This is a genomic window from Achromobacter sp. ISS7 (assembly GCF_056523125.1).
In genome coordinates, this window is sequence record NZ_JAWRZD010000001.1 from 4,603,823 (window position 1) to 4,623,542 (window position 19,720).

18 protein-coding genes are annotated in these 19,720 nt (G+C 68.4%); 3 read left to right on the forward strand and 15 right to left on the reverse strand.

Annotated features, from left to right (window positions below):
• Positions 1 to 97 precede the first annotated feature (97 nt).
• Positions 98 to 1,384, forward strand: a complete 1,287-nt coding sequence (locus AC1HFW_RS20835) for an NAD(P)/FAD-dependent oxidoreductase (RefSeq protein WP_479285127.1) — start codon at positions 98 to 100, stop codon at positions 1,382 to 1,384.
• Here the strand turns inward: AC1HFW_RS20835 and AC1HFW_RS20840 are convergent.
• The 10 genes from AC1HFW_RS20840 to AC1HFW_RS20885 are packed head-to-tail and all read right to left on the reverse strand — an operon-like array spanning position 1,360 to position 10,546.
• Positions 1,360 to 2,283, reverse strand: coding sequence for a LysR substrate-binding domain-containing protein (locus tag AC1HFW_RS20840; protein WP_104021662.1), 924 nt, complete (start codon positions 2,281 to 2,283; stop codon positions 1,360 to 1,362). The genes AC1HFW_RS20835 and AC1HFW_RS20840 overlap by 25 nt on opposite strands.
• An 11-nt stretch (positions 2,284 to 2,294) precedes the next feature.
• A complete protein-coding gene (locus AC1HFW_RS20845; RefSeq protein ID WP_479285128.1) occupies positions 2,295 to 2,681 on the reverse strand; it encodes a RidA family protein in 387 nt (128 codons plus the stop codon).
• The gene (locus AC1HFW_RS20850; RefSeq protein WP_479285129.1) at positions 2,678 to 3,841 is read right to left on the reverse strand and encodes an NAD(P)/FAD-dependent oxidoreductase; all 1,164 of its coding nucleotides are present in this window, start codon (positions 3,839 to 3,841) and stop codon (positions 2,678 to 2,680) included. Before AC1HFW_RS20850 ends, AC1HFW_RS20845 begins: the two co-directional genes overlap by 4 nt.
• Before the next feature lie 9 nt (positions 3,842 to 3,850).
• Positions 3,851 to 5,293: an FAD/NAD(P)-dependent oxidoreductase gene (locus AC1HFW_RS20855; protein ID WP_479285130.1), complete on the reverse strand. Its 1,443-nt coding sequence runs from the start codon at positions 5,291 to 5,293 to the stop codon at positions 3,851 to 3,853.
• A complete protein-coding gene (locus tag AC1HFW_RS20860; RefSeq protein WP_006389495.1) occupies positions 5,290 to 5,598 on the reverse strand; it encodes a (2Fe-2S)-binding protein in 309 nt (102 codons plus the stop codon). Before AC1HFW_RS20860 ends, AC1HFW_RS20855 begins: the two co-directional genes overlap by 4 nt.
• On the reverse strand, positions 5,582 to 6,739 hold the full coding sequence (locus AC1HFW_RS20865) for an NAD(P)/FAD-dependent oxidoreductase (RefSeq protein WP_479285131.1): 1,158 nt from the start codon (positions 6,737 to 6,739) through the stop codon (positions 5,582 to 5,584). Before AC1HFW_RS20865 ends, AC1HFW_RS20860 begins: the two co-directional genes overlap by 17 nt.
• Positions 6,739 to 7,539: an ABC transporter permease gene (locus AC1HFW_RS20870; RefSeq protein ID WP_006392172.1), complete on the reverse strand. Its 801-nt coding sequence runs from the start codon at positions 7,537 to 7,539 to the stop codon at positions 6,739 to 6,741. Before AC1HFW_RS20870 ends, AC1HFW_RS20865 begins: the two co-directional genes overlap by 1 nt.
• A gap of 1 nt (position 7,540) precedes the next feature.
• Positions 7,541 to 8,407, reverse strand: coding sequence for an ABC transporter permease (locus tag AC1HFW_RS20875; protein WP_006392171.1), 867 nt, complete (start codon positions 8,405 to 8,407; stop codon positions 7,541 to 7,543).
• Entirely contained in the window at positions 8,404 to 9,459 is a 1,056-nt protein-coding gene (locus AC1HFW_RS20880; protein WP_479285132.1) for an ABC transporter ATP-binding protein, read from the reverse strand. The genes AC1HFW_RS20875 and AC1HFW_RS20880 overlap by 4 nt, the downstream gene beginning before the upstream one ends.
• Before the next feature lie 55 nt (positions 9,460 to 9,514).
• Positions 9,515 to 10,546, reverse strand: coding sequence for an ABC transporter substrate-binding protein (locus AC1HFW_RS20885; RefSeq protein WP_006389500.1), 1,032 nt, complete (start codon positions 10,544 to 10,546; stop codon positions 9,515 to 9,517).
• Between the two features lie 229 nt (positions 10,547 to 10,775).
• Here AC1HFW_RS20885 and AC1HFW_RS20890 point away from each other — a divergent pair, with 229 nt between their 5' ends.
• Positions 10,776 to 11,573, forward strand: a complete 798-nt coding sequence (locus AC1HFW_RS20890; RefSeq protein WP_479285133.1) for a GntR family transcriptional regulator — start codon at positions 10,776 to 10,778, stop codon at positions 11,571 to 11,573.
• On the opposite strand, the gene AC1HFW_RS20895 is transcribed toward AC1HFW_RS20890, so the two are convergent.
• The 3 genes from AC1HFW_RS20895 to AC1HFW_RS20905 are packed head-to-tail and all read right to left on the reverse strand — an operon-like array spanning position 11,560 to position 16,370.
• Complete coding sequence (locus AC1HFW_RS20895; RefSeq protein WP_479285134.1) at positions 11,560 to 13,299, reverse strand: hydantoinase B/oxoprolinase family protein; 1,740 nt, start codon at positions 13,297 to 13,299, stop codon at positions 11,560 to 11,562. The genes AC1HFW_RS20890 and AC1HFW_RS20895 overlap by 14 nt on opposite strands.
• Complete coding sequence (locus AC1HFW_RS20900) at positions 13,292 to 15,349, reverse strand: hydantoinase/oxoprolinase family protein (RefSeq protein ID WP_479285135.1); 2,058 nt, start codon at positions 15,347 to 15,349, stop codon at positions 13,292 to 13,294. Before AC1HFW_RS20900 ends, AC1HFW_RS20895 begins: the two co-directional genes overlap by 8 nt.
• Positions 15,350 to 15,389: 40 nt before the next feature.
• Positions 15,390 to 16,370, reverse strand: coding sequence for a Bug family tripartite tricarboxylate transporter substrate binding protein (locus AC1HFW_RS20905; RefSeq protein ID WP_479285136.1), 981 nt, complete (start codon positions 16,368 to 16,370; stop codon positions 15,390 to 15,392).
• A gap of 169 nt (positions 16,371 to 16,539) precedes the next feature.
• Between AC1HFW_RS20905 and AC1HFW_RS20910 the strand changes: the two genes are divergently transcribed.
• Positions 16,540 to 17,436 carry a LysR family transcriptional regulator gene (locus tag AC1HFW_RS20910; RefSeq protein WP_225856519.1) on the forward strand — a complete coding sequence of 299 codons (897 nt, stop codon included), beginning with the start codon at positions 16,540 to 16,542 and terminating at the stop codon, positions 17,434 to 17,436.
• An 83-nt stretch (positions 17,437 to 17,519) separates the two neighbouring features.
• On the opposite strand, the gene AC1HFW_RS20915 is transcribed toward AC1HFW_RS20910, so the two are convergent.
• Positions 17,520 to 18,353 (reverse strand): AraC family transcriptional regulator, encoded by an 834-nt coding sequence (locus tag AC1HFW_RS20915; protein WP_006392163.1) that lies wholly within the window; start codon positions 18,351 to 18,353, stop codon positions 17,520 to 17,522.
• 375 nt (positions 18,354 to 18,728) lie between these two features.
• Positions 18,729 to 19,667, reverse strand: a complete 939-nt coding sequence (locus AC1HFW_RS20920; protein ID WP_479285137.1) for a 2-hydroxyacid dehydrogenase — start codon at positions 19,665 to 19,667, stop codon at positions 18,729 to 18,731.
• Positions 19,668 to 19,720: the final 53 nt, after the last annotated feature.

The following is a 19,720-nucleotide window of genomic DNA, read 5'->3' on the forward strand; positions in this document are numbered from 1 at the left end:
AAACTGTCTCGGAGGGGGCAAACCTTGCCATGATTCCGGCCAACGCCAGCTTCCGAGACGGTGCCGGGCGCTCTGCACCGACATCGAAGATATTCCCATGCCCGCATCTCCTTCATGCCCGACCGTGCCCCCGCCGCCCACTTCCGATACGGTGCTTGTCATCGGCGCGGGCATTGTGGGCGCCTGTGTCGCGCTCGCCCTGAATCGCGCCGGTTGCAAGGTCACGCTGATCGATGCATTGCCTCCGGGCTGTGGAACGTCGTACGGCAATGCAGGTTTGATCAGCGTCGACAGTTGCCTGCCAATCTCGCTGCCGGGCATGATCTGGAAGACCCCAAGGTGGCTGTTGAGCCGCGACGGCCCCCTGGCGATCCGGCCGGCGTATCTGCCCAGCCTGCTGCCCTGGCTCGTCAAATGGCTGCGCGCGGGCCGAGAGGATCGGGTCCTGGCTCATTCCGCCGCGCTCCACAGACTTCATCGACCGGCCTTGACCCAATACAGAGGCCTGTTGGGCGCGGACGCGTTTGCGGATCTGATCAAGGCAGGGGGGCAGCTTCACCTTTGGGCAGGATCGCCCCACTCGAACGCAGCCGGGCGGTTGATCACGGAGATTCGCCGGCGCCAGAAGATTCTCGTCAAGACGCTGGACGCACAGGATATCGCGCGGCTCGTCCCTGGCCTGGATGCAAAGGGAATGCATGGAATCTGCTTTGAAGAGCACGCACATTGCATAAACCCGCAGCGGCTGGTGAAAACCCTTGTTCATAATTTCCTAAGCGAGGGCGGCACGCTTCGGCACGAACGCATACAGTGCATCCAGGCCATGGCGCGCGGCGGGTATGCGCTTTGGGGCAGTACCGGCAGCGTTCACGCGGAACAAGTGGTCTTGGCGGCTGGCGCGCACACGCCGCGCCTGCTCGGCCCCCTGGGAGTCCGCATGCCCATGGAAGTCGAGCGTGGCTATCACGTGGAGCTTCCCTTTGCCCAAGTGCAATTGAAGGTGCCCTTCGTCGACAAGGACCGCGCGGTGGCGGTGACACCGATGGAGCACGGGCTGAGAATCGCGGGCACCGTGGAGTTTGCCGGACTGGACCGCCCGCCGGATCCGCGCCGCACCGAGGCCTTGTTGCGCATCGCTGGCGAGCTCTTCCCTGGAATCAATACCGATGGGGCGAGGACCTGGCTGGGTTTTCGTCCATCGACGCCAGACAGCATGCCGATCATCGGTCGCATCGCAAAGCATCCAGGCCTGTTCGTTGCCTGCGGCCACGGACACACCGGCCTTACTGGAGCCCCCATGACGGCGCAATTGATCGTGCATTGGGTGACGGGCCGCGCCGCGCAGATCGATCCGGAGCCCTACGGGTTATCCCGCTTCAGCTGAGCCGCCACATCGCCCAACGCCTGGCGCGCCATCCGCACGATCGGCGCAAAGTCACTATCGCTTGTTTTGGAGCGCAACCAGTAGGCTTGATAAGTGGTCTGGCAATCGGGCTTGAACGGACGCACCGCGACGCGCGAGTCATCGAAGAACGTGCGGGGCAGAAGGTCGTACAGCGTGAACCCGATGCCGGCGGCCACCATTGCGCACGCGGTGATCGCGGCCGGGCATTCCGCCACTGTGGTGGCCGCCCCGCCCGCGCCGGCAAAGGCGTGCGTGACGATATCCTGCACGCCCTCGATGCGGGACAGGGAAATCATCGGTTCGTGTCGCAGCTGTTCCGCCGTCAGGAAGGGATGACTGGCCAGGGGATGGCTGGCGGGAAGATAGCAATACAGCGGCAGCTCGCCCAGAACCTCGCTTTGAACGCCCGGAATCTCGGGCACCTTGAGCGCAAAGCCAACGTCGGCCTTTCGCGAACTGACCAGCGCCGCAACGTGTTGCGCGTTGCGGGAATGAATCGAGAAGAAGGTCGGCGATAGTTCGTTGACGTAGGCATTGATGATCCGGGGAAGCACCGCGGCGCCAAAAGACGGCGTGCAAGCAATGGTCATCCGCTGCCGTTGACTCGTTCGGATCTGCTCACAGAAATCGTTAATGGCCTCCAATCCGGTGAACGAGCGCTCAATCTCTTCGAACAACATGTCAGCCAACGCTGTCGGCATCAACCGCCCGCCACGGCGGTCAAACAGCGGATAGCCGAGTCGGTCTTCTGCTTCCCGCAGCACGTTGCTGACGGCTGGCTGCGTGACAAACAGGCGCGCTGCCGCGCCCGTGACCGAACCCGTCAAGATGACGGCATGGATGGTTTCAATGTGGCGAAGACTGAGTTTTCGGGCCATAGACGCCACGATCAGGCTTCCGACGCCGGCCCGCCGACGTAGCCCGCCCGCTTGGCGGCCGTGACGATGATCTCCACCAGCAGATCGGGCGAGGCCAGCCTGGCCTCGCACGTCGCACGCGTCGGCAGCGCGTTGGCCGGGGCCCACTCGGCCCACACCGCGTTCATGCCGGCGAAATCGCGCTCGATGTCCTTGAGCCAGATCTGCACCGACAGCAGCCGCGTCTTGTCCGAGTCGGCGCGCGCCAGGTAGCCGTCGATCTTGGCCAGCGCGTCGCGCGTCTGCGCGGCGATGCCGCCTTCGGCCGACGAGGTCACGCCCGCCACGTACACGGTGTCGCCGTGAATCACGATGCGGCTGAGGCGTTCGTTGGAATCCTTGCGCACGATATCAGTCATGGGTGCTGCTCCTTGGGGGTGGGGGCCGGCGCGCCCGCGGCGCCGGTGAAACGATCAATGGCGAACGGCGCGATCGGCAGATCGGTCGCGCCGGTGGTGATCAGATCGGCCATGATACGGCCGACGATCGGGCCCAGTTCGAAGCCATGGGCCGAGAAGCCGAAGGCATGGAAGGCGTTGTCGTAGCGCTGGCTGCGGCCGATCACCGGGATCTCGTCGGGCATGGCGGCCTCGATGCCGGCCCAGCCGCGGTTCACGATCGCCTGCCGCATGTGCGGAAACACGTCGCAGACGGTGCGCGCGCCCTCGGCCAACGAATGGAAATCCAGTTCGGTCCATTCCGCGTCGCGGTCGACCCAGGCACGGCGGCCGCCGCCGATCAGCACGGTGCCGTTGGCGCGCTGCTTGAACGACAGCGGGCGGCCGGTGCCCAGCACCACCGCGTCCAGGAAGTGGTCCATGCGCAGCGTCACCAGCATCATCGGGCTGATGGCGGTCAACGGCACCGGCTCGCCCCATTCGGCGGCGATGCGGTCGGCCCAGGCGCCGGCGCAGTTGAGCACCCGTGGCGCGGTGTAGGCGCCGGCATCGGTCTCGATCCGCCACTGTCCCTGCTCATGCACGGTGCGCAGCACCCGCACGCCTTCCAGGAAACGCGCGCCCAGGCTGGCGGCCTTGCGGCGGAACGCCAGCGTGGTGCGGTAGGGGTCGGCGGCCGCGTCCTCGCGCGCGATCAGCCCGCCCTGCACCGTGGGCGCCAGCGCGGGAATCATCGCCAGCAGCGCATCGCGGTCGATCCATTGCTCATGCGTGTAGCCATGCTGTTGCATGGTGGCCAGGCGCGCGCGCAATGTCGCCACGTCGGCCTCGTTCTCGGCCACGCGCACCTGCCCGTGCTGCTCGAAGCCGCAGTCGTCATCGACCAGTTCGCCGATGCGGTACCAGAGCTCGCGCGAGGCCAGCGCCAGCGGCACTTCGGCCAGGTGCCGCGCCAGCGTGCGCACGCCGCCGGCGTTCACGCCCGAGGCATGGCGGCCGACGTAGTTCTTCTCGATCACCAGCGCCGGCACGCCGGCGCGCGCCAGGTGCAGCGCCGCCGAGCTGCCGTGCAGGCCGCCGCCGATGATGATGACGGCGGCCGAGCGGGAAGCGTCCGTCATGGCGGCCTCCTATTTCTTCAGGCGCACCACCGCCTGGCGCGAGTCGTCGGTCTGCGGCAGCGACGCCAGCTCGCCCAGCGTCAGCGGCTTGGTCGGGAAGCGCAGGCGGTAGTAGCCCACCTCCGGCACCGGCACGCCGCGCTCCTCGGCGATCAGTTCCGATACCGTCAGGCCACAGAAGCGCCCCTGGCACGGCCCCATGCCGCAGCGCAGGAAGGCCTTCATCTGATTGGGCCCGCTGCAACCGAGCTTGACGGTCTCGCGCACCTGCGCCGCGGTCACTTCCTCGCAGCGGCAGACGATGGTGTCGCCGGTGGGGCGGCGGAAGGTCTCGGGGGCCTTGTACAGGACGTCGAAGAACTCGCGTCCGCGCACCGCCCGCGCCAGCGCGGCACGCGGCGCGGCGGCCTCGCTATCGCGCCGCGCCGCGTCGATGCGGCCCAGCAGGTGCGCGGCCTGCAACGCCGCCAGCCGGCCGCGCTGTTCGGCGGCCAGCGCGCCCGCGATGCCGGCCCCGTCGCCCGCCATGCCGACGCCGTCGACCGAGGTCAGGCCCCAGCCGTCGACGTCCGGCTCCCAGCAAGCCAGCGCCGTGTTCCAGCGATGCTCGGCGCCGATGGCGCGCGACAGGTTGACGTTGGGCACCACGCCCTGGTGCAGCATCAACTGCTGCGCCGGCAGGGTCTTGGTGACGCCAGCGGCGGTGTAGCGCACGCTGTCGAGCTTGTCCTGGCCCAGCGCTTCCAGCGCCGTCACGCCCTTGACGATCGGCACCGCCGCCTTGACCGCGCGCAGCAGCGACAAGCCCTTGCCCAGATAGGGCGAGCGCAGGAAGTCCCAGACCTTGGGCAGGGCCTGGCGCAGGCGGTCGGGCGGGGTGGTTTCGAGCAGCGCGTCGATCTTGACGCCGGCATTCAGGTACTGCCAGGCCACCAGGTACAGCAGCGGACCGCAGCCCGCCAGCACCGTGCGGTCGGCCGGCACCATGCCGGCGGATTTCAGCAGGATCTGCGCGGCGCCGGCGGTGATCACGCCGGGCAGGGTCCAGCCGGGAATCGGGAATGGCCGCTCCTGCGCGCCGGTGGCCAGCAGCAGGCGCCGCGCATGCAGGATGCGCGCTTCGCCGCCGACCGAATACGCCACCTCGAAGCCGCGCTGCGGCTCGGGCGCGGTGCGCTCGGCCACCGCCCATACGGTCGCGCCCGGCACATACAGCGCGCCCGATTGCCTGAACGGCTCGACCAGCGAGGCGCCGTGCCAATAGTCCGGCCCCAGCACGGCGCGGTCGGTGACCGGCGTGGTGGTGATGGCGCGGTAGATCTGTCCGCCCGGCGCGGCCTGCTCATCCAGCAGCACCGTGTCCACGCCCAGGCGCGCGGCCGTGGTGGCCGCGGCCAGCCCGGCGGGACCCGCGCCCACCACCAGCAAATCGCATTGCGTCGTCTCGATCATGCCTGCACCTTGCGCGCGCCCAGCTGGCGCTCGATCTTCATGCCATCGCGCACGGCCGTCATGCAGCCCTGCTGGTTGGCCTGGCCGTCGATGGTGACCAGGCAGTCGTAGCACACGCCCATCATGCAATAGGGTCCGCGCGGCACCTCGCCCACCGCGGTATCGCGACAGGCCTGCATGCCGCCGGCGAACAGCGCCGCGGCCACGCTGTCTCCGGCGCGGCACTGCAGCTCGGCGCCGTTCACCGTCACCCGCACCGGCGCGCCCTGCGCCTGGCGCTGCGCCTCGTCAAGCCTCTTGAACATGGAACCTCCGGGTCGAGAAGGGCGCCATGTCGTCGGCCAGTTGGCCGGCGACGATCATGGGCGCCAGGTTGAGCGCGTGCGCGGCGGCCAGGGTCACGCCGCTGTGACAGGTGGCGACGAAAGCGCCGGGGCACGTCTCGGATTGTTGATAGATGGGGAAGCCGTCCCTGGACATCACGCGCAGCGCGGCCCAGCTGCGCACCACCCGCACCTCGCGCAAGGCGGGCAGCGTGCGCACGGCCCGGTCCGCCAGCGTGCCCAGGATCGGCAGGCCCACCTGGTTATCCACATAGCCGGCTTCTTCCTGCGAGTCGCCGATCAGCCAGGTGCCTTCGTCGGTCTGGCGCAGCGTCGACAGCGGCGTTTCCAGCAGGCGGCGGGTGCGTTCCAGCACCACGATCTGGCCGCGCTGCGGCCGCACCGGCACCGCCAGGCCGACCTGTTCGCCCAGCGCCTTGTTCGACAGCCCGCCGGCCAGCACCAGCTTGCGCGCCCGCACCGTGCCGCCGGGCGTGGTGACCTCGAACACGCCGTCGCGCTGCCGGATCTGCTGCGCCGGACAGCGCGGCAGGTAATCCACAGCCCGCTGTGCAAAACTCATGTGCAGCGCGCGCAGCAGCTTGAGCGGATTGGCGATGCCGTCCACCGGCGTCCAGGTGGCGCCGCGCACTTCCGGGCCGATGCCCGGCACCATGTCGGCCACCTCGTGGCGATCCAGCATTTTCCAGTCGTACTGCGCCATGCCGGGCTGCGCCAGCAGCGTGCGCATGAAGGTGGCGCGCGCTTCCATTTCCTCGTCGCTCAGGAGCGCGTGCAGGCCGCCGCGCTGCTCCAGGTGCACGTCCACGCCGGTCTGTTCCAGCAACTCGGCCGCCAGTTGCGGCCAGGCGCCGGCCGAGGTCATGGTCCACACGCCGTAGCGCGGCAGGCCCATGCCCTTGCTCTGCACCCAGACCAGGCCGAAGTTGCCGCGCGAGGCGCGATAGGCCACGTCGCCTTCGTCCAGCACCGCGACGTGCTCCAGCTCGCGCCGCAGCCCGTAGGCCACGGCCGAGCCAACCAGGCCGCCGCCGATCACCACGGCGTCGTGGATGCCGCGATGCCTCGGCGCGCGCGGCGCCCCTTGTGTTTCGTCCGTCATTAGCGTCCCTTTCCTACAAACAGCTTTTCCAGGCCGACCAGGCGGTCCAGGATGAAGATGGCGATGATGGTCACGTAGATCAGCACGGCCGACACGGCCGTCACCAGCGGGTCGATGGTGTCTTCGATGTGCAGGAAGATGCGCACCGGCAGCGTGGTGGTGGACGGCGAGGCGATGAAGATCGACATGGTCAGTTCGTCGAAACTGGTGATGAAGGCGATCACCCAGCCGCTAACCACGCCCGGCAGCAGCAGCGGCAGCACCACGCGCCGGAACGCCGTCCAGTTGGACGCGCCCAGCGACTGCGCCGCGCGCTCCAGCGCCGGGTCGATGCCGGTGGCCGATGCCAGCACCAATCGCAGCGCATACGGCATCACCAGGATCACGTGCGCCACCACCAGCCCCACGTAGGTGCCGGCCAGGTCCACCGTGGTGAAGAACTTCAGGAACGCCAGCCCCAGCACCACGTGCGGGATCATCAGCGGCGACAGGAAGAACGCCACCAGCGCCTCGCGGCCACGGAAGCGGTTGCGCGCCAGCGCCAGCGCGCTCGGCACCGCCAGCCCGATCGCCAGCGTCGCCGACAGCGTGCCCAGCCCCAGGCTGAACCAGAACGCCTCGATGAAGCGCGGGTTGTCGAGGATCGCGCGGAACCAGCGCAGCGACAGGCCGCCGCTGGGCAGCGAGATGAAGCCTTCCGAGGTGAACGCCACCGCGCACACCATCACGATCGGCGCCAGGATGAACAGGATGAAGAGCGTGTGGAACAGCAGGCCGATGGGGCCATTGCGGAAGTTCATGTCAGGCTCCCGACGGATTGAAGACCGCGCCATAGCGGCGCTCGATCAACCGGTTGGCGGACAGCAGCACCACCACGGTCGCCACCAGCAGCACCACCGCCAGCGCCGCGCCCAGCGGCCAGTTGAGCGTGTTCAGGAACTCGTCGTAGGCGGCGGTGGCCACGTTCTTCAGGCGCCGGCCGCCGATGATGGCGGGCGTGGCGAAGGAACTGGCGGCCATCGCGAACACCATGATCGAGCCCGACAGGATGCCCGGCATGACCTGCGGCACGATCACGCGCCGGATCACGGTGAACTGGCTGGCGCCCAGCGACAGCGCGGCGGCCTCGGTCGACGGATTGATCCGCTGCAACGACGCCCACACCGAGATCACCATGAATGGCACCAGCACGTGCGTCAGCGCGATGCCCACGCCCAGGTTGCTGTACATCAGGTCGATCGGCGAAGACACCAGGCCGATGCCCATCAGCACCTTGTTGATGAGGCCGGTGGAACCGAACAGCAGCGCCCAGCCCAGCGTGCGCACCACCACCGAGATCAGCAGCGGCCCCAGCACCACCATCAGGAACAGGCCCTTCCACGGATTGGCCATGCGCGACAGCACATAGGCTTCGGCCGTGCCCAGCACCAGGCAGGCCACCGTCACCAGCGCCGCCACGCCAAAGGTGCGGGCGTAGATCTCGTAGTAATAGCCGTCGCCCAGGATCTCGATGTAGTTCTTCCAGGTGAAGGTGGCCTGCATGCCGCCGTAGAACTGGAAGTCGAAGAAACTGATCAGCAGCACCAGCGCCATCGGCACCACCAGGAAGGTGGCGTAGACGGCCAGCGCCGGCGCGCTCAGCAGCCAGGGGTTGGCGCGCGCGCTCATTTGCCCGGCTCCTGGCCGGCCACCGCGCACATGTCCTGCCCGCGCCAGCGCAGGTGCACGGTCTCGCCCTCGGCGGGCACCGGCACGCCGTCGTTCTGGCGGATCACCATGACTTCGCCGACCGAGGTCTCGACCTGGCACAGCCAGTGGTTGCCCTGGAACACGCGCGTCTTCATGCGGCCGGGCAGGGCACAGGCGCCGGCCTCGGCAAACAGGATTTTTTCCGGCCGCACGATCACCGCGCCCTGCGGCACGGGCTGCCCGTCCATGGCGATGTGGGCCTCGCCGATGCGCGCCCGCACCTCGCCGTCATAAGGCTGCGGCGAGGGCGTGAATACATTGGCCTTGCCCAGGAAGCCGCCGACGAAGCGGTTGGACGGCCCTTCATACGCGGCGAACGGCTCGGCCACCTGCTCGACCCGCCCCTGGTTCATCACCACGATGCGATCGGACAGCGCCAGCGCCTCGGACTGATCGTGCGTCACAAGGATGGTGGTGGTGCCGACCGTGCGCTGGATGCTGCGCAGTTCCAGCTGCATTTCCTCGCGCAGCTTGGCGTCCAGGTTCGACAGCGGTTCGTCCAGCAGCAGCACGCTGGGGCGGATCACCAGCGCCCGCGCCAGCGCCACGCGCTGCTGCTGGCCGCCCGACATGCGCGCCGGGTGGCGGTCGGCCAGGTGCGACAAGCCCACCAGCTTGAGCGCATCGGCCACCCGCGCCTGCCGTTCCTCCTTGCCGACCCGCTGCATCTCCAGGCCGAACGACACGTTCTCGGCCGCGGTCATGTGCGGGAACAACGCGTAGTTCTGGAACACCATGCCCAGCCCGCGTTTGTTGGCGGGCGTGCGGCTGACGTCCCTGCCGTCCAGCACGATGCTGCCGCCGCTGGGCTCGACGAAGCCGGCGATCATCTGCAGCGTGGTGGTCTTGCCGCAGCCCGACGGCCCCAGCAGCGAAATGAACTCGCCGCGTTCGACCGACAGGCTCAGGTCCTCGACCGCCGTCAGGTCGCCGTAGCGCTTGGACAGGCGGTTCAGTACGAGATAACTCATGGATGCTCCCGCTGGCGGCGCGCCCGCGCCGCCGTTGCGTGCTGGTGTACGAACCTCAGCGCTCGATTTCACGCGTCCAGCGCTTGTTCCAGTCGTCCCGGTTCTGGTTGACGGTGTCCCAGTCGATCACGATCAGGTCGGCGGCGCGCTTGCCGATCGGCAGCGGCACGCGCGGATCGTCGGCCACCTTGGCCTGCTTGTTGACCGGGCCGTAGCCATAGGCGGTGGCCAGCTGCTCCTGCACCTTGGGGCTGACCAGGTAGTTGACGAAGGCCTGCGCCAGCGGATTGGCGTTGGCCTTGGCCACCGGACACACCGACGACAGCAGCGCGTAGGCGCCTTCCTGCGGATAGACGAAGCCCACCGGGAAGCCGGTGTCGGCGAAGGCCTTGACGCGGCCGCTGCCCCATACCGCGATGGTGGCCTGGCCGCTGGAGAACAGCTCGGTCATCTTGCCGGGCGACGGCTCGTAGACCAGCACGTTGGGGCCGACCTCGTCCTTGAAGGTCTTGAAGCCGGCGTCGATCTTCTTCTCGCCGCCGCCGCCCTCGCGGGCATATTCCACCAGCGCGTGCAGGCCATAGGTGTTGTTCAGCGGCGGCACCACCAGCTGCTTCTTGTACTTGGGATCCTTCAGGTCCTTCCACGAGGTGGGCGCGGCCCACTTGCGCTCGTCGAAGACCTTCTTGTTGTACATGATGCCGGTGGCGACGATGCCGATGGCCACCGCCTTGTCGTCCTTGTAGCGCGCGGTGCCGTAGATGTCGTCGGCCGGCAGGCCCTGGATCGGCGCGCAGAAGCCCAGCGCGATGGCCTGGTACATCGGGCCGTCGTCGATGATGGCGACGTCGATCTGCTGATTGCTTTTCTGCGCCTGCAACCGCGCCACCGTGTTGGTGGAGTTGCCGGCCACGTAATCCAGCTCGACGCCGTGCTGCTTGGCGAAGGGCGGGAAGATGTCCTTGCGCATGATGTCTTCGAACGAGCCGCCGTAGCCGGCCACCACCAATTTCTGCTGCGCCTGCGCCGTGGCGCACACACCGACGGCCACTGTGGCCGCCGCCAGGACTGCGAGTACCTTGCCCATGAAAACCCCCGTTATTGGAAGAGAACTGCAAGAACTGCCGGTGCTGCCTGAATCCGGGGGTGGACTCGCCGCACAAAAAAACGCGGCCCCGCTTGCCCCGCGACCTCATGTCCGCCGTACAATTTGTCCGTACATGAATGTCCGGACAAATAATGGATCCGCCGAGACCGCCTTGTCAATCGGTTATTGTCCGTACAAACCCCGATAGAACGAGAAAAGGAGCCACCCCATGACCCGATCCTCCGAACGCGCGCCGGCCGCGGGCGGCGCGCGCGAAGCGCGTGGCCAGTCCGCGGCGCCGGACGGCGATGCCGGCGGCCCGCGCTACAAAAGCATCTACCAGCAGCTGGCGCGGGACATCGGCGCCGGCCGCTATCCGGTCATGACCTTGCTGCCGACCGAGCACGAGCTGTGCGACCAGTTCGGCGCCAGCCGCCACACCATCCGCGAAGCCATCCGCATGCTGACGGTGGCCGGCATGGTGTCGCGCCGCCCGGGGGTGGGCACGCGCGTCGAGACCGCCAGCGCCAGCACGCGCTTCACGCAACGCATCTCGCAGTTTCCGGACCTGCTGCAGTACGCGCGCAATGCCGCGCTGCTGGTGCAGGACGTGCGCACCGTCAAGCTCACCAGGCGGCTGGCCGAGACCCTGGGCGCCGAGCCCGGCCAGTCGTGGCTGCACATCAACTCCATCAAGACGCTGGGCGACCAGGACACGCCGGTGGCGTGCACGCTGATCTACGCCGATCCGGCGCATTCCGACCTGCGCGCCGACATCCAGCCGCGCATCTCGCTGCTGCGGCTGATCGAGGACCACTTCGGCAACCGCATCCACGAGGTCAACCAGGAGTTCTCGGCCACGCCCATCGCGGCCGCCATCGCCAGGCAGCTTCAGGTCGAGCCGCAGACGGCGGGCTTTGTCATCACCCGCCGCTACTACGGCGGCGGCGGGGTGCTGCTGCTGGCCACCATCACCACCTTCCCGCACGACAAGATGAAGTACTCGATGTCGCTCAACGTGGCGTAGCCGGGGCCTCGTAGCCGTAGGCCGCGCGCGCCGCCGCGGCGCTGATCTTGCCGTCGGCCAGGTCGCGCTCGATGCGGGCGCGCGAACGCTCGGCCGGCGCCCCATAGCCGCCCGCGCCCGGCGTCTCGATGCGCACGCTCTCGCCCGGCGCCAGCGCGATGTTGGCGGTTTTGGAGAACAGTTCCTCTTCGGCCGGCGTGCCATGGTTGCGCACCAGGCGGGCGCGGCGGCCATCGGCGCCGCCATCGACGCCCGCCGCCACGCCCACGGTGTGGCTGTCCGAACGCGCCGAGAACACGATGCCGGGCCCGACCGCGCGGATCTGCTTGGCGATGCCCATGCCGCCGCGCGTGCGGCCGGCGCCGCCGGAATCCTGGATCATCGCGTACTCGTCCATCAGCAGCGGATATTCGTTTTCCAGCGCCTCCACCGGCAAGTTGGACGTATTGGTCATGTGCACGTGCACCGCATCCATGCCGTCGCTGTCATGGCGCGCGCCGGCGCCGCCGCCCAGCGTTTCCAGGTAGACGAAGTGGCCCGCGCGCTCGCGCCAGCGGCCCGAAAACACGATGGCCGGGCAGCAGTCGTTGCTGGACGCCATGGTCTTTTCCGCCGGCAGCAGGCCGCGGAACGCGCCGAAGATCGCGCCCGCCACTTTCTGCGCGGTGATCGAGCGCGCGCCCACCGCCGCCGGGTGTTCGGGGTTGGTGATGGTGCCCATTGGCGCCGACACGCTGATCGGATCGAACAGGCCGGCGTTAGGCGCCAGGTCCGGATCCAGGAGCGCCTTGACCGCGTAGTACACGCAGGCCCGCAGCGCGTTGAACGGCAGGTTCATGGCGCCGCGCGCCTGCTTGCCGGAGCCCTCGAAATCGAAATGCAGCCGGTCGCGGCTGACGGTCAGCGTCACCTGGATCGGCACCGGATCGCCGCCCATGCCGTCATCGTCCAGATCGCTGCGGAAGGTGTAGCTGCCTTGCGCCAGTTCGCCGATGCGGTTGAGCAGGCGGCGGCGGGTATAGGTGATGACGTCGTCCACCGAGCGCAACACCGCCGCCAGGCCCATCTGCCGGATCAGGCCCTGCACCGCGGCCGCACCGCGGCGGTTGGTGGCCATCTGCACGCGCAGGTCCAGCACCCGTTCCTCCGGGTCGCGGGTGTTGGCGCAGATCAGGCGCAGCATGTCCTCGTCCACTTCACCGGCGCGCGCGATGCGGCAGGCGGGGATGCGGATGCCTTCCTCGAAGATCGACTTCAGGCCGCCGGCGATCGAGCCGGGCACCGCGCCGCCCACATCCGAATGGTGGGCGATGTTGGCGGCGAAGAAACGCAGCGTGCCTTCCCAGAACACCGGCGTGACGATGTTGATGTCGGGCAGGTGGCTGCCGTCGGCCAGGTAGGGGTCGTTGCAGATGAACACGTCGCCGTCGCGGATCTCGTCGGCCGCGAACATGCGCAGGATCGCGCCCATGGCGCCGTCCAGCGAGCCCAGGTGCAGCGGAATCTGCGTGCCCTGCGCCACCAGCCGGCCGGCGGCGTCGAACAGCGCCACCGAGCAGTCCTTGCGTTCCTTGATGTTGGTGGAGAACGAGGCCCGCACCAGCGTGTTGTTCATGTCTTCGGTGATCGACAGCAGGCGGTTGCAGAACACCTCCATGCCGACCGGGTCGGCCAGCGCCACGCCGGTGTCTTGCCGGGCTTGACGGGTTTCTTGGGCTTCACGCATGGGAGCCTCCTTGCAAACGGATGATCAGGTTGCCGTAGGCGTCGACCTCGACGTCCTGGCCCGCGCCGACCACGGTGGTCGAGCTCATTTCCTCCAGCAGCGCCGGGCCGCTGAAGCGCACGCCGGTGGGCACGCGGTCGCGGTCATAGACCGGCGTGTCGAGCCAGCCGTGGCGCTCGCCGAAATAGGCGCGGCGTTCGCCGATGCGAGCGCCGTCCAGCGTGCCATCGACCTGGCGCGGCGCCAGCGGCGCCTTCACCACCTGGCCCACGGCCTGCATGCGGCAGTTGATGATCTGCACCTTGCGGTCGTCGACGGTGTAGCCGTACTCGCGCTCGTGCGCCTCGGCGAAACGGCGCGCGAATTCGGCGTAGCCGGCCGCGCCGGTGTCGTCCAGCGCCACCTGCACCTCGAAGTTCTGGCCCTCGTAGCGCGCGTCGATGGCGCTGCGGTACAGGCGCAGCGCCGGCTCCACGCGTTCCTCTTCCAGCCAGCGTTCGGCCTGCTCGCGCAGGCTCTCGAAGATGCGGGACACGCCGCTCCAGGTGTCGGCGCCGGCCAGCGAAATCTCGCTGCGCACGAAGTCGAACGAGATGTCGCTGAGCAGGATGCCGCGCGCGCACATGGTGCCCGGCTCCTGCGGCACGATCACGGTGGGGATGCCGCATTCCTCGGCCACCTCGACCGCGTGCAACGGCCCCGCGCCGCCGTAGGCATACAGGGCGAACTGCGACAGGTCGTAGCCGCGCTCGGTCGACACGGCGCGGATGGCGCGGCTCATGTTGGCCGCCGCGATGCGCAGGATGCCCTCGGCCGCCGCCTCGCGCGTCAGGCCCAGCGGCCGCGCCACGCGTTCGTCGATCACCTGGCGCGCGGCCTCGGCGTGCACCGGCATGCGGCCGTTGAGCAGCGCCACCGGATTCAGGCGCTGCAACGCGATCTCGGCGTCGGTGATGGTCGGCTCGGTGCCGCCGCGGCCATAGCCCACCGGCCCCGGCACCGCGCCGGCGCTGTGCGGCCCGACCTTCAGCGCGCCCGCGTCGTCGAGCCAGGCGATGCTGCCGCCGCCCGCGCCGATCACGTGGATGTCCACCATCGGCGTCTTCACCGGATAGCCCGCCACCTGGCGATGCGAGGTGAACAGCGGCCGGCCATCGCAGATCAGCGACACGTCGGTGCTGGTGCCGCCGACGTCGAACGTCACCAGGTTCAGGCTGCCGATGGCGCGGCCCACCGCGGCCGCGCCCACCACGCCGGCGGCCGGCCCCGACAGGCAGGTACGCACCGGATACTGGCGCACCGTGGCGATCGACATCAGGCCGCCGTTGGAATGGATGGTGTGCGGTTCGTGGCCGATATCCAGTTCGCGCACGCGCTGCAGGAAGCGTTCCAGGTAGCGCGCCATCTTCGGACCCACCGCCGCATTCAGCACGGTGGTCGACAGGCGCTCGTATTCGCGGAATTCCGGCAGCACCTCCGATGACAGGCTGATGTAGGCGTCCGGCATTTCCTCGGCCACGATGCGCGCGGCCTGCTGCTCGTGCGCCGGGTTGCGGTAGGCATGCAGGAAGCAGACCGTGACCGCGTCGATGCCGGCGGCGGCAAAGCGCCGCGCCGCCGCGCGCACCGCGTCCACATCCAGCGGCGTCAGCACCTCGCCCTGCGCATTGACGCGCTCGCCCACCTCGGCGCGGAACTCGCGCGGCACCGCCACCGGCGGCTTGCCGACGCTGTAGTCGTACAGGTGCGGCCGCGTCTGCCGGCCGATCTCCAGCACGTCGCGAAAGCCCTGCGTGGTGATCAGGCCGACGCGCGCGCCCTTGCGCTCGATGATGAGGTTGGTCGCCACCGTGGTGCCGTGGCCCACGTGCGACACCTGCGACGGCGACACGCCATGGTCCTTGAGCATCTGCCCGATGCCGGTGGCGATGGCCTCCGATGGATCCGACGGTGTCGACGGCACCTTGTGAAAATGCACGATGCCTTGATCTTCGTCGATCATCGTGAAGTCGGTAAACGTGCCTCCGACGTCTATCCCTATGCGATACATGCTTGTGCTTCCCTGAAAGAAAAGAAGGGCGCGGCCGCGCTCAGTCCAGCTTGATTCCGGCCTGCTTGACCACGCCGCACCATTTGTCGATTTCGCTCTTGATCATGGTGCCGAAGGCCGGGCCGGCCACGTCCGAGACCTGCGCGCCCTGTTGCTCCAGATAGGTCTTCATGGCGGGCGCGTGCAGCGTCTGCACCAGCGCGTCGGTGAGCTTGGCGCTCAGCGGCTCGGGCAGCTTGGCGGGCGCCAGCATGCCGAACCACACCATGGCCTCGTAGCCCGGATAGCCGGACTCGGCCACCGTCGGCACGTCCGGCAGCATCGGCGAGCGCTGCGGCGAGGTCACCGCCAGCGCCTTGATCTTGCCGTCCTTGATGTACGGATAGGACGTCATCACCACGTCCATCATCATGTTGATCTGGCCGCCCACCAGGTCGATCAGCGCCGGGCCCGAACCGCGGTAGGGCACGTGCACCATGGACACGCCGGCCGTGCTCTTGAACAGCTCGGCGGCCAGGTGGTTGGAGGTGCCCTGGCCGTTGGAGGCGAACGAATACTTCTCGGGCTCCTTCTTGAGCAGCGCCACGAACTCCTGCAGGTTGCTGGCCGGCACCGACTTGTTCACCGACATGACGTTGGGAATGGTGGCGACCACGGTCAGCGGCGTGAAATCCTTGAGCGCGTCATACGGCAGCTTGGTGTACACACAGGGCGCGCTGCCGTGCGTGCTGACCGAGCCCATCAGGATGGTGTAGCCGTCGGCCGGCTGGCGCGCCACGTACTCGGTGCCGACGGTGCCGCCGGCGCCGGGACGATTCTCGACGATGACGTTGGCCGACAGGCGCTGGCCCAGGCCCTCGGCGATCTTGCGCGCGATCAGGTCGGTCGAGCCGCCCGCCGCGAACGGCACCACGATGCGAATCACTTTATCCGGCCACTCGGCGCGGGCCGGTAGCGCGGCGGCGGCCAGCGCGGCCGCCCCGAATGCAAGACAGCAACTGCGAATGAACGCTGCGTTCATGACTTCCCCTTGTTGATAGAACTTCCTTGCGGCCCGATCATGGATGTCGGACCTGAGAGGCGTTGCCTCGGGTTCACTGCAACAACGGGAACATCCTAGGCCCGGCGGGCGCACGCCAGCAGTCCTGGCGGTTTATATTGGTATAGATGCCATTTATAGGTGGGCGGCGGTGAAGAATCCGGACCTGAATCTGCTTCTGCATTTCGACGCGCTGATGGGCTGCCGCAACGTGTCGCGCGCGGCCGAACAGCTGGGCATCAGCCAGCCCGCCATGAGCGCCGCGATGAACCGCCTGCGGCAATTGTTCGGCGATCCGCTGCTGGTGCGCGAGGGCGGCGCGTGGCAGCCGACGCAGCGCGCGCACGAACTGCACCAGGGCTTTCTGCCGCTGCTGGAAAGCTGGCGCCGCGCCACCCGCACGCGCGAGGTGTTCGACCCGGCTCACTCGGCCCGCAGCCTGTCGTTCTACGCCACCGACTACGTGCAGTACACGCTGCTGCCCAAGCTGATCCCGCGCCTGGCGGTGGATGCGCCGCACTTCCAGCTGCTGATCGTGCCGGCGCGGCCGCAGCACGGCCTGAGCATGCTGGACACCAATCATGTGGAACTGATCGCCGGCTACTTCCCGGATCCGGCGCCGGACCTGCGCACGCGTTTCCTGTACCAGGAACCGGCGGTGTGCATCGTGCGCGAAGGCCATCCCTGTCTGCGCAAGCGCTGGAACCTGGATGCCTACCTGAGCTACGGGCACCTGGACCTGGCGGCCCACACGCGCTATTTCAGCAAGGCCATCGACCGCATCCTGATGGGGCAGAACCGCAGCCGCCGCATCGTCGCGACCCTGTCGAGCTACATGGTGTGCCCCTTCATCGTCGAGGCCTCGGACCTGATCGCGACGATGCCCGTGAGCATCGCCAAGGCCATGTCGGGCAGTGCGCGCATCGTGACGCTGAAGGCGCCGCTGAGCCTGCCGGCGATCACCGTGTCGCTGTACTGGCACGAGCGCTACCAGGACGATCCGGCGCACGCGTGGTTGCGGCAGTACCTGGCGGGCGTGCTGGGGTAACGGCGGCCCTCGATATCAGGGCCGCCGCGCCCATGCCGCGCACGGCGGCGCCGCCTTGCGGGCCGTCGCGCGGCGTGCGACGCCTATTTCAACGGCATGCAGATGCGCGTCTGCAACTGCGCCGGCGGCGTGGTGCGCGGGTCGTTCAGGTACTGCTCGAACATGGGAAAGTCCGCCGGCACCCTGCCGCTGCCGGGCAGCCATTCCGAGAACATCCAGTTGTAGGGCTTGTCCATCTCGTTGTACGGGCCGGTGTAGGTCAGGATGGCGCAGCGGATGGCGGGAATCTCGAAGCGTTCCAGTTCGTCGCCCAGCTCGGCGTCGGGCGCGACCGACATGCCGGCCATCGAGCGCAGCTGGGCCGGCGGCACCTGCTCGGGATCGTCGAAGTAGACGCCGAAGCCGATGGCCTCGGGACGCGCCAGGCCGCGGCTGGCGGCGAGCATGAAGGCGCGGGTGAAGACCGGGCCGATTTCCTGATAGCTGCCGTGATGCGGCAGGGCGGCCAGCACGGCGCCGGGAAAGGTTTCAATGGTGATGGGATACATGCCTAGCTCCTTGGGGTCGAAGGGTCGGGAGCGGGTCGCGCGGTAGCGCCCCGGCGAAATGCCGAAGGTCGCGCCGAACGCGCGGTTGAAGGCAGCGTCCGACTCATAGCCGGCGCGCTGCGCGACGTCACGCAAGGAATCCCCGGTGCTGCCCAGCGAGACGGCCGCGCGGTGCATGCGGATGCGTTGCACGGTGGCGTTCACGGTTTCGCCCATCACGGCGCGGTAGACGCGGTGGAAGTGGTAGGGCGAGAGGCAAGCCAGGTCGGCCAACCGGTACAGGTCGGGGTCGGCGTCGGGGTGGCTTGCCAGCCAGCGCAGGACGGGGTCCAGGCGGTGGGCGTACGTGGTGCGAGTTTGGGGTTTCAATTGGGTGGCTCCTTGGGGAGCTAATGTAGGCGGGCGTGGTTTGCAGATTTTGCGGTTTTTTTCTGTTGGACAGTTGTTGGTTTGCTGGTGGGGTGTGGGGTTCTTTAGACGCCCGGCGTGCCGTCGCATGGGGGTGCGGGGCTACGATTGCGGTCCGGAGCGTTCGCTCCGGACTGCCCCATACTCAACCTCGTCCGCCTGCGGCTCCCTACGGTTTCCGTCGGGCGCATCTACACGCCCCGCACCCCCATGCGACGGCGCGCCGGGCTCTTGTTGCTTTCACTTGACGGGCGCTGGGGGCTTAAGCGGGTTGTCCACAGGGCTTCGCTTTTTTTGCGGAACGCGCAGGCTGTGGATAAGTGCTTTGCGGGGTTTTCAGTAGCCGCGGGTGGGGTCGTAGATGTTGGGGAGCGGGTCGCCGCGTTCGTTGGCGGTGATGAGCCAGGCGGTGTGGCGGGCGCGTTCCTGGCGGTCGGGGATGGCGGCGCAGTGGGGGGTGATGATGATGCTGGGGTGGGTCCAGAGGGGGGACTCGGGGGGCAGGGGTTCGGGGTCGAAGACGTCGAGGAGGGCCTGGTGGAGGTGGCCGGAGTCGAGGGCGTCGAGGACGTCCTGGGTGACCATGTGGGTGCCGCGGCCGGCGTTGATGAGGCTGGCGCCGCGGGGGAGGTGGGCGAAGGTGTCGCGGTTGAGGATGCCGCGGGTGGCTTCGGTGGCGGGGAGCAGGCAGACCAGCAGGTCGGTCCGGGACAGGAATGCGGGGAACTGGTCGGGGCCGGCGTAGGACGGCAGGCCGTCTGGCAGGGTGCTGGCGCCGCGTGACCAGCCGCTGACGGGGAAGCCGACCTTGGCCAGCAGGCGGGCGGCGGCGATGCCGAGGTGGCCCAGGCCCATGATGCCGACGCGCACGTCGGCGGCCACGCGCAGCGAGTCGTACAGCTCCCAGTGGCGGCGGGTTTGCTGGTCGATGGCGCGCTTGAGGTCGCGCGTCAGCATCAGGGCGCTGGTCAGCACGAACTCGGCCATCTCGGTCTCGGTGCGCGGCGTGACCATGCGGGCGATGGGCAGGTGGCGCGGCCAGGCGGGGTCCGAGACGATGTGGTCGACGCCGGCGCCGGCGCTGATGATGAGCTTGAGGTTGGGGAAGGTGGCCAGGCGGCCGTGGTCGGGCGCCCACACCAGGGCGTAGTCGATCGAGGCGGGGTCGACGTCGTCGTACCAGCTCACGATCTCCAGATCGGGCGCGTGCACCCTGAATTGCTCGCGCCATTCCTGCATGGCCGATTCGCCGCCAGACCTGATGATGAGCCGCATGCCTCGCTTACTCCATTGCGGGCGCGCGCGCCCTGGGTGATCGGCGCCGCGGC